This is a genomic window from Bradyrhizobium ontarionense (assembly GCF_021088345.1).
Taxonomy (GTDB): Bacteria; Pseudomonadota; Alphaproteobacteria; order Rhizobiales; family Xanthobacteraceae; genus Bradyrhizobium; species Bradyrhizobium ontarionense.
Genome location: NZ_CP088156.1, coordinates 5,013,355 through 5,025,602 on the forward strand (window position 1 = coordinate 5,013,355; position 12,248 = coordinate 5,025,602).

The following is a 12,248-nucleotide window of genomic DNA, read 5'->3' on the forward strand; positions in this document are numbered from 1 at the left end:
TGTCCGCCGGCGCTGTAAAACCTTCGCATGACCGTCACAGATATCGCGAGCAGAACCTACAATCACGGCTGGCGCCTCGATCCGATCGTGCGCAGCCTGCTCGACACCGATTTCTACAAGCTGTTGATGCTACAGATGATTCGGGAATTCTACCCGGATCAGAAGGTGACCTTCTCGGTGATCAACCGCACCAGGCGGGTACGGCTCGGCGACGTCATCGACGAGGGCGAATTGCGGGCGCAGCTCGATCATGCCCGCACCATCCGCTTCGCCAAGAAGGAGCTGATCTGGCTTGCCGGTAATACGTTCTACGGCAAGACCCACATGTTCTCGCCGGATTTCATCGCCTGGCTCGCGAACTTTCGCCTGCCCGAATACGAGCTGCACAAGGCCGACGGCCAGTACGAGCTGCATTTCCACGGACCCTGGGCCCATACCACGATGTGGGAGATCCCGGCGCTCGCCATCGTCAACGAGCTGCGCTCGCGCCAGGCCATGAAGGGCCAGCGCCGGTTTGCGCTCGACGTGCTGTTCGCCCGCGCCAAGGCCAAGCTGTGGGCCAAGGTCGAACGGCTGCGCAAGCTGGAGGGGCTGCGCCTGTCGGATTTCGGCACGCGCCGGCGCCACGGCTTCCTGTGGCAGCGCTGGTGCGTCGAAGCCGTGAAGGAGGGCCTGGGCCCGTCCTTCACCGGCACCTCGAACGTGCTGCTTGCGATGGACAACGATCTCGAAGCCATCGGCACCAATGCCCATGAGCTGCCGATGGTCGCCGCCGCGCTCGCCAAGGACGATGATGAGCTGCGCGTCGCGCCCTATCGCATCCTCGACCAATGGCGCCAGACCTATGCCGGCAACCTGCTGATCGCGCTGCCCGACGCGTTCGGCACCAAGGCGTTCCTGCGCGATGCGCCGGATTGGGTCGCGGACTGGACCGGCTTTCGTCCCGACAGCGCGCCGCCGATCGAAGCCGGCGAAGAGATCATCGCATGGTGGAAGTCGAAGGGGCGCGATCCCCGGCAGAAGCTCTTGGTGTTCTCCGATGCGATGGATGTCGAATCGATCGAGCAGATCCATCACCGCTTCGCCGACCGGGTGCGGCTGTCGTTCGGCTGGGGCACCAATCTCACCAACGATTTCGTCGGCTGCATGCCGGACGGGTCGGCCGATCTCGATCCGATTTCGCTGGTCTGCAAGGTCACCTCGGCGGATGGCCACCCCGCGGTGAAGCTGTCCGACAACCCGGAAAAGGCCACCGGCAATCCGGACGAGATCGCCCGCTATCTGCGCGTGTTCGGCGATGCCGGCCGGGTGCGGACGCCGGTGGTCGTCTGAACAGACGCCGATAAATTTGATTTCTTGCCGACAATTCTTGTTCCTGCTTTGTTCGACTTGCGGTAAAATCAGGACGAACACGCAAACCGAGTGGCAGGAGATCGTTGGCATGCGTCGGGTGATCGGCCAAGTCGAACAGCTGTTGTCTGCAAGCATCCTCGTCGTCGTCGCCATCCTGACCATGACGGGACCTGCCGCGGCCGACAAGCGCGTGGCGCTGGTGATCGGCAACTCCATCCACGAACGCGCGCCGCTGCTGGACGAGCCCGCCGCCGACGCGCGGCTGCTCGCCGACCGGCTCGCGCAGCTCGGCTTCACCGTGAGTGGGGGCGCCGCGCAGATCGACGTCGATAAAAAGGGGTTTGATCGTGCACTCGCAGAGTTCAGGGGACGGATCGCCGACGCCGATGTCGCATTGATCTACTACGCGGGCTATGGCCTCAATCTGAACGGCGCCAACTATCTCGTCCCGATCGACGCGGCGCCGACCAAAGCCGCCGACCTCGACACCGAGCTGCGCGATCTCAATGCGGTCTTGCGCGAGATGGATGGATCGAGCCGGCGGCAGAACGTAGTCATCCTCGACGCATTCCGGTCCAATCCGTTCGAAGCGCGCGGCATCGCGGGTCTCGCGGCAGGCCTTGCACCGATGCGTGTACCCGCGCGCACCATGATGTCGTTTGCCGCACAGCCAGGGACGGTTGGTCAGCGCGGGCCAGACGGTCATGGTGTGTTCGCCGCCGCGCTTGCCGAGGCGCTGCAGCAGACCGATAAGCATCTGATCGAGATCTTCAATCAGACCGACTTGGCGGTGGAGCGCCTCACCAAGGGGACTCAGCAGCCATTCGTGATGTTCACCCTGATCGACGGCGGCACGCAGTGGAGCCCCATCGCGTCGAAGCCCGCGACGCCGGTCGCGAGCCAGCCCAACCTTCTGGCAGGCACAACGCCTGCCCAGCCGGGTGAGAGCGCCGCACAGGATGCCCGCACGGCTGGTCTTGCCGTTCTCTATGACGAGGATCCGACGGACCCGAAAGGCCGGCGCTATCCCGGCTCGGTCACCTGGCGGACCGAGACGATCAAGGACGCACAGACCGGCGCGTCCACACTGGTGATCCGTGCCGATATCGATGTTCCCGAGCGCAAGATGAAACTGACCATTCAGCTGCGCCAGAATCGCGATCCGAGCATGCCGGCCAGCCATATTGCCGATGTGACTTTCAGACTTGGCCCAGACTTTCCCGGCGGTGGCGTCAGCAGCCTGCCCGGCATCCTGATGAAGAGCGATGAAAAATCGCGCGGCACGCCGCTCGCGGGGCTCGCCGTGAAGGTGACGGAAGGCTCGTTCCTGGTCGGGCTCTCGAACGTCGTGGCGGACCGCGAGCGCAACGAGCAGCTGCTTGGCGGGCGGGAATGGTTCGACATTCCGCTCGTCTACATGAATCAGCGCCGAGGGATCCTCGCGATCGCCAAAGGTCCGAGCGGCGACAAAGCATTCGCCGAGGCGTTCGCGGCGTGGGACAGGCCCGTGGCGGGCAAATGACCCGGCGGATCAACTGAGCGGAGGCGGAGGAGAGAATTTGGAGCGGGCGAAGGGGTTCGAACCCTCGACCCCGACCTTGGCAAGGTCGTGCTCTACCACTGAGCTACACCCGCATCCGTGCCGCCTGGGCAGCTTGGCCGCCAGCGACGGGCAGACCTATGCCAAATGCCGCGGCTGAATGCAACAGGTCTGAGACAGGTTTCGTGCAGGGACGGCCCTCTATTTGGGCCGGCGAGGCGGTCAGACGGCGTCCAAACCTGCCGATTGGTGGCCTGCGGCGGGAAGCGATTGAAATTTCCCCAGGGACCGCCACTTAGAGTCAAAGAAACCGTGTATTGAGGCGCGACGGCGGCCGGGTTCCGGCCCGCCGCCAATTCCAGCTTTTTCGGACGAGGATCCCCGTGACCATTGTTGAGCAGGGCGGCGGAGCGGCGCCGCAGGTGCCGGATCTGATCAAGGACACCACGACCCAGACCTTCGTGAAGGACGTCATCGAGGAATCGAAGCGCCAGCCGGTCCTGATCGACTTCTGGGCGCCGTGGTGCGGACCATGCAAACAGCTGACCCCGATCTTGGAAAAGGCCGTCAAGGCCGCCAAGGGCAAGGTCAAGCTGGTCAAGATGAACATCGACGAGCATCCGGCCATCCCCGGCCAGATGGGCATCCAGTCGATCCCGGCCGTGATCGCCTTCGTCGGCGGCCGGCCGGCTGACGGCTTCATGGGCGCCGTCCCGGAGAGCCAGATCACTGCCTTCATCGAGAAGCTGACCAAGGGCGTCCCCGGAGCCGGCGAGCCCGATATCGCCGAGATCATCAAGGAAGCCGAAGCGGTCCTGGCCGAAGGCGACGCCGCCGGCGCTGCAGAAATCTATGCCGAAGTGCTCGCGATCGACGCCACCAACATTGTGGCGATCGCCGGGCTGGCCAAATGCCAGGTCGAACTCGGTGCGATCGAGGACGCCAAGCAGACGCTCGCCATGGTGCCCGAAGCCAAGCGCAACGATTCGGCGGTCTCCGCGGTGCAGGTCGCGATCGATCTGGCCGAGCAGGCACAGTCGCTGGGGCCAATCGGCGAGCTCGAACAGAAGGTCGCCGCCAATCCGCTCGACCATCAGGCGCGTTTTGATCTGGCCACCGCGCTGAACGCCGCGGGCAAGCGCAAGGAAGCCACCGACCAGTTGCTCGATATCATCAAGCGTGATCGTAAATGGAACGAGGATGGCGCGCGCAAGCAGCTCGTGCAGTTCTTCGAAGCCTGGGGCGGCGCCGATGAGGCCACCATCGAAGGCCGCAAACGCTTGTCGACGATCCTGTTTTCGTAACCCGGCCCCGGCGCAGCGCGCGCTTCGGCGGACACGAGGTATCGCATGCCGATCAATGCCGAATATCGTGGTCCCGCCGAGCTGCCGGAGATCGTCCCGGTGTTTCCGCTGGCCGGAGCGCTGTTGCTGCCGCGCGGCCAAATGCCGCTCAACATCTTCGAGCCGCGCTACCTCGCGATGATCGATGACGCGTTCCGCGACGGACATCGGCTGATCGGAATGATCCAGCCCGACGTCACGCATTCCTCGAGCGAGGAACGTCCGGTGCTGTTCAAGGTCGGCTGCGTCGGCCGCATCACCCAGCTCGCCGAGTCGGGCGATGGCCGCTACATCCTCGAGCTCACCGGCGTGTCCCGTTTCAAGGTGGTCGAGGAAATGACGGTGCTGACGGCCTACCGTCAGTGCAAGGTCGACTATTTCCCGTTCCTCGACGACTTCACCGCCCGCAAGGGCGAGGATGCCGTCGATCGCGACGCTCTGCTGGCGGTGCTGACCGATTTCCTCAAGGCCAACAATCTCAAGGTCGACTGGGCCGGCATCGAGGCCGCGCCGAACGAGGCGCTGGTCAACGCGCTGGCGATGATGTCGCCTTACGGGCCGGCGGAGAAGCAGGCGATGCTCGAGGCGCCGGATCTGAAGACCCGTGCCGAGATCCTCATCGCCGTCACCGAGATGGATCTCGCCAAGAAGCGGACCTCGGGCGATCCGCCGCTGCAGTGATCATTCGGCAGCGACGGCGCGCGAAGACTGCGGCATCGCAGTCAGTCGCATCAGTGCGACGGTCGCCAGGATGACGCCGACATACACCGCGAGCTGCATGCCGGTCGGCTGGTCAGTGTAGCCGATCAGCGCCTTCAGCGTCCGTCCGGCGAGGCCAGCCTCCGGCAGAACCGCACTCGAATCCCAGACCACCTGATCGAACGACGTCAGCCAGTTGGCGCGGGCCAGGAAGAACACCGCCTGGGCGGCCATTCCGGCCGCGAGCAATGTGATCAGAACGGTGGTGGTCCTGAACAGGGCGCGGGGCGGAATCCGCATCAGACCGAGATAGGTTGCGAGGCAGACGGCAACACCGAGCAGCATGCCGAGGACGCCTCCGCCCAGCAGCGCACCGCCGGTGCCGTCGCCGGAGGCCGCCACCCCGTAGAGAAACAGCGCAACTTCGCTGCCTTCGCGCAGCACCGCAATCGCGATCACCATCGCGAGCGCGACCATGGGCTTGGCACCCTCGGCGACCGCCTGGCCAACGGTCCGCAACTCATGGGCCATCTCCCGGCCGTGACGGGCCATCCATACGTTGTGCCAGGTCAGCATGATCACGGCCGTCGACAGGATCGCCGCGTTGAACAGCTCCTGCCCCATGCCCTCGAACAACTGGGTCAACGCGCCCGCGAAGGACGCGACGACGCAGGCGCCGAACAGGCCCGCAAACAGCCCGCCGGCGATCCAGCGCAGCCGATACGGCACGGCGCTGGTGACGGCGAGCACGATGCCGACGATCAGCCCGGCCTCGAACACCTCACGAAAGACGATGATGAGCGCGGCAAGCATGTGAAACGACCTATTGAACGTTGATGAAGCCGCGCGCTTTTTCGTTGAAGTCGTTGTAGAATTCGTAGCGTCCCGACTTCATCGCACGGACATTGAGGACGGCCTCGCTGTTGGCCGCGATCACCTTCTCGACCTTGAGCGTCGCACTCTCGAACTCCATCGCCTTGGCTTCCATGTTCTTGACGCGGATGGTCAGCGGCGCGTCGGCGTGCACGGTGGGCTCCTTGGGCTCGAACTGCCCGTTCGCATAGGTCAGGCAGATCTCGTTCACCCCCTCGGCCTGCACTTGCGTCGCCATCAGCAGCATGCCGACGCCCCCTCCCACAACGACCAACTTCCGCACCACGTCGACCAACATCGATCAGTCCTCTCGTATTCAGACAAGCAAATCGGAGAACGGTTGTGCCTCCGCATCGATGTCGACGCCGAGGCATCCGTACGCGACGGCGAACAGCTAAGCGGCTCGCCGCCGGGTCTGCAAAGAGACTCTTTCTAAGCTTGAACCATTCTAGGCGAATGTGTCGGGGCAGTGGCATCGCAGTGAGTGGAGTACGGCCGAACTACCGTCGACCGTTGCGATGAATCGCAGCGCCTGCCCGGCGCCTCGTTGTCGCCACCATCCCGACGAGGGGGCGTCAATAGCCCGCAGCGGCAAGCACCACGACGCTGGCCAGCATGACCCAGCCGAAGTGACGCGCATGTGTCGCCAGCGCATTGGCGCCTGCGGCGAAGACGAACACGATGACCACCGTGATCACGGTCCAATGCCGCGCCGGCTCGGAGTCCATCCAGGGCGCAGCCGCGAGCAGCACGCCGCAGCCGATCCATGCCACCGTTCCGGCCTGCCAGACCAGACGCAGCAGCGTCCGCAGCCGCGCCGGGGAAATGGTGGCGCGCTTGAATACGACAGCCTCACCCAGAACGCCGTGGATCAGCGCGGCCGCGACCGCAACCAGCCCGGCACCCTGCAACAGCATATCCCGCATCATCGCCTCCATACAGTCATGTATGGAGCATGCATCCGGCGCTGGCGCGCGTCAATACAGTTGTGTATGGTGGCATGGACGGTGGCGACATGAACGAGCAGCTCTCGGCGAAGGATTGGCTGGACCAGGGTCTCAAGGTGCTGGCGGGGAAGGGCTTCACCGCCCTCAAGGCCGAGCCGCTGGCAAAAGCGATGGGCGTGTCCCGCGGCAGCTTCTACTGGCACTTCGCCGACGTGGCGGCATTCCATTCCGAGCTCCTGAAGCATTGGCGCGAGATTGCCGCCGAGCAGATCATCACCGGCGTGGAGGCAAGCGCGGGCGCCGACCCGGCGATCGCCGTCCTGCTCCGGCGCACCTTCTCGATCAGGCTCACTTTGGAACGGGCCGTCCGCAGCTGGGCGGCGTCCGAACCGGCCGCCCGCCAGGCCGTTCAGGCGATCGACAGGCGCCGGCTCGGCTATGTCGAGAGCCTGCTCGTGACCGACGGCCTGCCGCCGGCGGTCGCGCAGGCACGGGCGCAGGTGCTGTATTGGGCCTTTCTCGGCCACGCGCTGTCCGACCGGCCGCTGCCGCCGGCGCAGCAGGATGCCGTGATCGACGAACTGGTCCGGATCGCCCGGCACGAGCCTTGAGTGAGGACAGCCCCGCCGCCGATGTGCTAGAGAGCGGCCGCCGGAGATCCTTGCCATGAACGCCCCGCTCGAACGCCCCGCCAATTCCGTCGATCCCAAGCTGCTCGAAATCCTGGTGTGCCCGATGACCAAGGGCGCGCTGGAGTACGACGCCGCGAAGCAGGAGCTGATCTCGCGCGCGGCGAAGCTCGCCTACCCGATCCGTGACGGCATTCCGATCATGCTGCCCGAGGAAGCACGGAAGATCGACTGACCGATGCGCCCCGCCTCGATCCGTTGCGCGCTCGCATTGGCCCTGGCGGTCGTCGTATCGGCCGCGGTGGCCGAGGAGAGCGCCGTCCGCATCGGTGCGATCGACGCCATCATGACGATCCCCGCCGGCGCCGAGAAGCCGCCCGTGGCGCTGCTGATCGCGGGGTCCGGCTCGACCGACCGTGACGGCAACGGCCCGCAGCTCAAGCCTGCGACATTGAAGAAGCTCGCCGAGCAGCTCGCATCCCGGGGCATCGCCAGCCTGCGCTACGACAAGCGTGGGGCGCGCGGCTGGAAGGCGGAATTCGGCAGGCCGGAGGACTTCCGCTTCAAGGACTATGTCGACGACGCAGCGTCCCTGGTCGACTCCCTGCGCGGCAAGTTCGCCCGCATCGTGCTGGTCGGCCATAGCGAGGGCGGCCTGGTCGCGATCCTCGCCGCGCGGCGCACGCCCGTCGACCGCCTGGTGCTGCTCGCGGCGTCGGCGCGGCGGCAGGGCGACCTGCTCAAGGCGCAGCTCGAGAAGAAGCTGCCGGCCGCGAGGATGGAGCCGGTCGCCAAGGCGATCGACGCCATGATGGCCGGGCAGATCGTCGATCCCGCGCCGCCGGAGCTGCAGATCCCGCCGGCGCTGCAGCCCGGCATCGCCTCCGCCTTCACCGAGGACCCGATCGACCCGCTCAAGCAGATCACGATCCCGATCCTCATCATCGGCGGGGCCCGCGACGTCCAGATCGCGCGGCTCGACATGGTCGCGCTCGCCGCTGCCGCCCCGGCGGCCAAGACGCTGTGGCTGCCGGACATGAACCACGTGCTGGTCGACGTCGGCAACGAGGACGAGAACCTGTCGTCCTACAACGATCCGGACCGCCCGCTCGACCTCGACATGGTCGAGGCGGTCGCGGGCTTCATCACGGCCGCAGGCGTCCGCTGACGCCTACAAGGATTCCCCCTTCAGCAGACGCGGAATCTCGCCGGTGAGACCCGCGGCCTGACGGATGAACAGCTCCTTCAGCGGCGGCGCACGATCGACGATGCCGAGCCCGATGTCGCGCACCACGCGCAACAACGACGACTTGTTCGAGAACAGGAAGTTCAGCGAATTGGTCGCGACGCCCATCGCCATGGTGTCGAAGCGCCGCCAGCGCTGATAGCGCTCCAATACGTCGACCTGGCCCGGATCAATCCCCATGCGTGCGGCGTCGACGACGACCTCGGCCAGCGCGGCGACGTCCTTCAGCCCCATGTTCAGCCCCTGGCCCGCGATGGGGTGGATCACATGGGCCGCATCGCCGACCAGCGCCAGCCGCGGCGCAATGAAGGATCGCGCGACGAAATAGGACAGCGGAAACGCGCGCGGCTGATCGAGCACCTTGAGCTCACCGAGATGCAGGCCGGCGCGCCTTTCCAGCTCGGCATGGAATTCGTCGGCATTCAGCGCGACGAGACGCTTCGCCTCCGCGCGCCGCTCGGTCCACACCAGCGAGGAGCGTTTGCCGGTCAGCGGCAGCATTGCGAACGGGCCGGACGGAAGGAAATGCTCCTCGGCGCGGCCGCCATGGTCGCGCTCGTGACCGACGGTGACGACGATGCCGGACTGGTTATAGTCCCAGCCATGGGTCGGAATGCCGGCCCGCTCACGCAGCTTCGAGCGCGCGCCGTCGGCTGCGACCAGCAAGCTGGCCTCACACCGTCCGCCATCGGCCAAGGTCACCGCGATGGCGTCGCTGCGGGTCTCGAAGCCCGTCACTGCCGTCGCCTTCAGCTCGATTCCCGCCGCCTCGGCGTGCCGGACCAGTGCATCGATCAGGAGCCGATTCTCGACCATATGGGCGAACGGCTCACCGGCCTCGACCTGCCCCGCGAAGGTCAGGAACGCCGGGCGCGTCGCATCGTCCAGCTTGGAATCGGTGATGACCATGTCGAGGATCGGCTGCGCGTCGGGCGCGACGTCGGCCCAGACCCCGATCGCATCGAACAGCTTGCGGCAGGCCGCGACGATGGCGCTGGCGCGCGGATCGCGGCTCGGCCGGTTCGCCAGCGCCGGATCGGCCACGATCACGGGCACGTCAGCGCCCAGCCCCTGCCGGAGCGCCAACGCCAGAGCCAGGCCGGCAAACGCGCCGCCGCCGATGACAATGCTTCGCTGTGTGGTCATGCCAACCTGCCTACGGTTACTCTTGCGGGCGGATTATAGCTGGGCGAAACAGGGGCGTGAACCAAGGGTCGCCACCCAAGGCCATCAATTCCGGATGCCTGATCCCGCCATAACGGGGCCGGAGCCGACGGCCGAGCCAGCGAAAGCACCACGCCATGTCCAAGGGACTGATCGACCTGATCTCGATTCTCGACCTCGAGCCGATCGAGGTGAACCTGTTCCGCGGCAACAGCCCGAAGACCAGCTGGCAGCGCGTGTTCGGCGGCCAGGTGATCGGCCAGGCGATGATGGCGGCCTGCCGCACCGTCGAGGGGCGGCTGCCGCATTCGCTGCACTGCTATTTCATCCTGCCGGGCGATCCGCAGGTGCCGATCATCTACGAGGTCGAGCGGCTGCGCGACGGCAAGAGCTACGCGACCCGGCGCGTGACCGCGATCCAGCACGGCAACGCGATCTTCTCGATCATGGTGTCGTTCCACAGCGACGAGGCGAGCGCGTTCAATCATCAGGACAAGATGCCGGAGGTGCCGCCGCCGGAGAAGCTGACGGCGGAGGAGATCTCCAAGCAGCCGATGTTCCAGGAGATGTTCCGGCAGATGCCGGACTTCATCCGCCGCTATTATGAATCGGATCGGCCGATCGAGTTGCGTCCGGTCGAGCTCGACCGCTATTTCGGCAAGAAGATCGAGGACGGCCGCATCCACGTCTGGATCAGGACGGCGGCCAAGCTGCCGGACGACCCGACGCTGCATTTGTGCGCGCTGGCCTATGCGTCGGATTTCTCGCTGCTCGATGCGGCGATGGCGCGCTACGGCCGCACGCTGTTCGACAAGCGCATGATGCCGGCCTCGCTCGACCACGCGATGTGGTTTCACCGGCCGTTCCGCGCCGACGAATGGTTGCTCTACGCGCAGGATTCGCCGAGCGCGCAGGGCGGCCGCGGGCTGACCCGCGGCTCGATCTTCACGACGGACGGCACGCTGGTCGCGTCGGTGGCCCAGGAGGGCTCGATCCGCGAGCGGCGGTCCTAGCCACATCACATCGGCCGCGTGCCCCGCTCGACCAGCGCGAACTGCGACACGTACCAGGTGCTGTACCAGCGCAGCAGCCACGGGATCGGAATGATGAACGCGCAGCCGAACCCGAACAGCAGGGTGCGCCACAGCACCTGGAGGCCCGAGGCGTTGAACACGACCTCGCGCCGCGTGCCCTGGATGTTGCGGCAGACCCAGCGCATCCAGGCCGTCAACACCCAGGCCCAGCCGATGATGGTGATCGCGGACACGAGCGTCAGCAGGTACCAGCCGAAATAGACCACGGGGCTGCCTTCGAAGCGGATCGGCAGCGGCTCGCCATTCGAGGCGATCCTGCTCAGCACCCAGCGCAGGATCATCCAGCCCAGGAATGCCTCGCCGACCAGGGCGATGAGCTGCACGAAGGGCCGGTCGCTCATGCCGACATAGGTCAGGACGCCCATGCCGATGAAGACGTACCAGATGTCGAGCGGCTGCCCGGTGAAGCTCAGGTTCGGCCGGCCGGGCACCCGGATCCGCTCGATCACGTAGCGATAGAGGTAGACCGCGGTCCACGGCGTGAGAACGATCACGAGCTGGCCCACGACGTACAACAGGGCCCAGCCGAAATAAGGCCAGGTGTCGAGCCTGGCCGAGAGCGCGCCGCCCGGCTCGGACGGGCCGGCCTCGAACGCGGGCGGACCGGCCGGGGAGATGCTGGGCACGTCCGATAGCAGCCCGGGGATGCGTCCGGCCTTCTCCCAGCCGGCCATGCCATCGCTCCAGACCAGCGTTTCCGCGGTCAACGCGCCCCGCGCGATCAGGTCGCGCAGTTCGCTTTCCGAGACGGGCCCCTGTTGCTGACCTTGTGCCGCGTAATACCAGGAACGATTCGACATAATGTGTCCTTGAATGGAAAGGCGGGGTGAAATCTCTTCATTCTGTCGGGCGATGTCGTCTTGCGTTCAGTGATATCGATCACTCCTGACGTTTTCGCTTAACGCTGCGCTGAATTTGTGCCATTTGCCTATGAACAGGCCAAAATGGCCGTCCGATGCCTGCCTCCGAAACAGGCTTCCGAGATCCGAGGAACCCAAGGCCCGACCATGAAGCTCGTCGTCGCGATCATCAAACCCTTCAAGCTCGACGAGGTACGCCAGGGCCTCACCGCGATTGGCGTCCATGGCATGACCGTCACCGAGGTCAAGGGCTACGGCCGCCAGAAGGGCCACACCGAGATCTACCGGGGGGCGGAATACATCGTGAATTTCCTGCCCAAGCTGCGCATCGAGATCGCGGTGAATTCCGACATCGCCGACAAGGCGGTCGAGGTCATCACCACGCATGCGCGCACCGGCCAGATCGGCGACGGCAAGATCTTCGTGACGCCGATCGATCACGCCCGCCGCATCCGTACCGGCGAGACCGACAGCGACGCTCTCTAAGCCGACCCGATCGC

Annotated in this window: 13 protein-coding genes, 1 tRNA gene and 1 pseudogene; 9 read left to right on the plus strand and 6 right to left on the minus strand. The window is 65.7% G+C overall.

Features of this window, described 5'->3' with window-relative positions:
* Positions 1–27 precede the first annotated feature (27 nt).
* Together pncB and LQG66_RS22110 are read left to right on the plus strand one after the other, a co-directional pair.
* A complete protein-coding gene (gene pncB, locus LQG66_RS22105) occupies positions 28–1,332 on the plus strand; it encodes a nicotinate phosphoribosyltransferase (protein ID WP_231317791.1) in 1,305 nt (434 codons plus the stop codon).
* Positions 1,298–2,875: a caspase family protein gene (locus LQG66_RS22110; protein WP_425601235.1), complete on the plus strand. Its 1,578-nt coding sequence runs from the start codon at positions 1,298–1,300 to the stop codon at positions 2,873–2,875. The genes pncB and LQG66_RS22110 overlap by 35 nt, the downstream gene beginning before the upstream one ends.
* 38 nt (positions 2,876–2,913) lie before the next feature.
* On the opposite strand, the gene LQG66_RS22115 is transcribed toward LQG66_RS22110, so the two are convergent.
* A tRNA-Gly gene (locus tag LQG66_RS22115) sits at positions 2,914–2,988 on the minus strand.
* Positions 2,989–3,276: 288 nt separating this feature from the next.
* Between LQG66_RS22115 and trxA the strand changes: the two genes are divergently transcribed.
* Positions 3,277–4,197 carry a thioredoxin gene (gene trxA / locus LQG66_RS22120; protein ID WP_231317792.1) on the plus strand — a complete coding sequence of 307 codons (921 nt, stop codon included), beginning with the start codon at positions 3,277–3,279 and terminating at the stop codon, positions 4,195–4,197.
* Between the two features lie 45 nt (positions 4,198–4,242).
* Complete coding sequence (locus tag LQG66_RS22125; protein ID WP_231317793.1) at positions 4,243–4,917, plus strand: LON peptidase substrate-binding domain-containing protein; 675 nt, start codon at positions 4,243–4,245, stop codon at positions 4,915–4,917.
* Here LQG66_RS22125 and LQG66_RS22130 read toward each other — a convergent pair whose 3' ends face one another.
* The 3 genes from LQG66_RS22130 to LQG66_RS22140 all read right to left on the minus strand — a co-directional run bounded on the left by LQG66_RS22130 (position 4,918) and on the right by LQG66_RS22140 (position 6,734).
* Positions 4,918–5,748 carry an FTR1 family iron permease gene (locus tag LQG66_RS22130; RefSeq protein WP_231317794.1) on the minus strand — a complete coding sequence of 277 codons (831 nt, stop codon included), beginning with the start codon at positions 5,746–5,748 and terminating at the stop codon, positions 4,918–4,920.
* A gap of 10 nt (positions 5,749–5,758) precedes the next feature.
* A complete protein-coding gene (locus LQG66_RS22135; RefSeq protein WP_231317795.1) occupies positions 5,759–6,106 on the minus strand; it encodes a cupredoxin domain-containing protein in 348 nt (115 codons plus the stop codon).
* 277 nt (positions 6,107–6,383) lie between these two features.
* Positions 6,384–6,734, minus strand: coding sequence for a hypothetical protein (locus tag LQG66_RS22140; protein ID WP_231317796.1), 351 nt, complete (start codon positions 6,732–6,734; stop codon positions 6,384–6,386).
* Positions 6,735–6,823: 89 nt separating this feature from the next.
* Between LQG66_RS22140 and LQG66_RS22145 the strand changes: the two genes are divergently transcribed.
* Genes LQG66_RS22145 through LQG66_RS22155 form a run of 3 tightly spaced genes read left to right on the plus strand, consistent with a single transcriptional unit; the run spans position 6,824 to position 8,552 of the window.
* Entirely contained in the window at positions 6,824–7,366 is a 543-nt protein-coding gene (locus LQG66_RS22145) for a TetR/AcrR family transcriptional regulator (RefSeq protein WP_231317797.1), read from the plus strand.
* A gap of 55 nt (positions 7,367–7,421) precedes the next feature.
* The gene (locus tag LQG66_RS22150; protein ID WP_231317798.1) at positions 7,422–7,619 is read left to right on the plus strand and encodes a Trm112 family protein; all 198 of its coding nucleotides are present in this window, start codon (positions 7,422–7,424) and stop codon (positions 7,617–7,619) included.
* 3 nt (positions 7,620–7,622) lie between these two features.
* Positions 7,623–8,552, plus strand: a complete 930-nt coding sequence (locus LQG66_RS22155) for an alpha/beta hydrolase (protein ID WP_231317799.1) — start codon at positions 7,623–7,625, stop codon at positions 8,550–8,552.
* Positions 8,553–8,555: 3 nt separating this feature from the next.
* Here the strand turns inward: LQG66_RS22155 and LQG66_RS22160 are convergent.
* Positions 8,556–9,779 (minus strand): annotated as a pseudogene (locus LQG66_RS22160) (ubiquinone biosynthesis hydroxylase); the annotation flags it as partial.
* A gap of 152 nt (positions 9,780–9,931) precedes the next feature.
* Here LQG66_RS22160 and tesB point away from each other — a divergent pair.
* Positions 9,932–10,807: an acyl-CoA thioesterase II gene (tesB, locus tag LQG66_RS22165; RefSeq protein WP_231317801.1), complete on the plus strand. Its 876-nt coding sequence runs from the start codon at positions 9,932–9,934 to the stop codon at positions 10,805–10,807.
* 5 nt (positions 10,808–10,812) lie between these two features.
* Here tesB and LQG66_RS22170 read toward each other — a convergent pair whose 3' ends face one another.
* Positions 10,813–11,688: a DUF4339 domain-containing protein gene (locus LQG66_RS22170; RefSeq protein ID WP_231317802.1), complete on the minus strand. Its 876-nt coding sequence runs from the start codon at positions 11,686–11,688 to the stop codon at positions 10,813–10,815.
* A gap of 207 nt (positions 11,689–11,895) precedes the next feature.
* On the opposite strand from LQG66_RS22170, the gene LQG66_RS22175 reads away from it, so the two are divergent.
* Positions 11,896–12,234 carry a P-II family nitrogen regulator gene (locus LQG66_RS22175; protein WP_231317803.1) on the plus strand — a complete coding sequence of 113 codons (339 nt, stop codon included), beginning with the start codon at positions 11,896–11,898 and terminating at the stop codon, positions 12,232–12,234.
* The last annotated feature ends 14 nt before the right edge of the window (positions 12,235–12,248 follow it).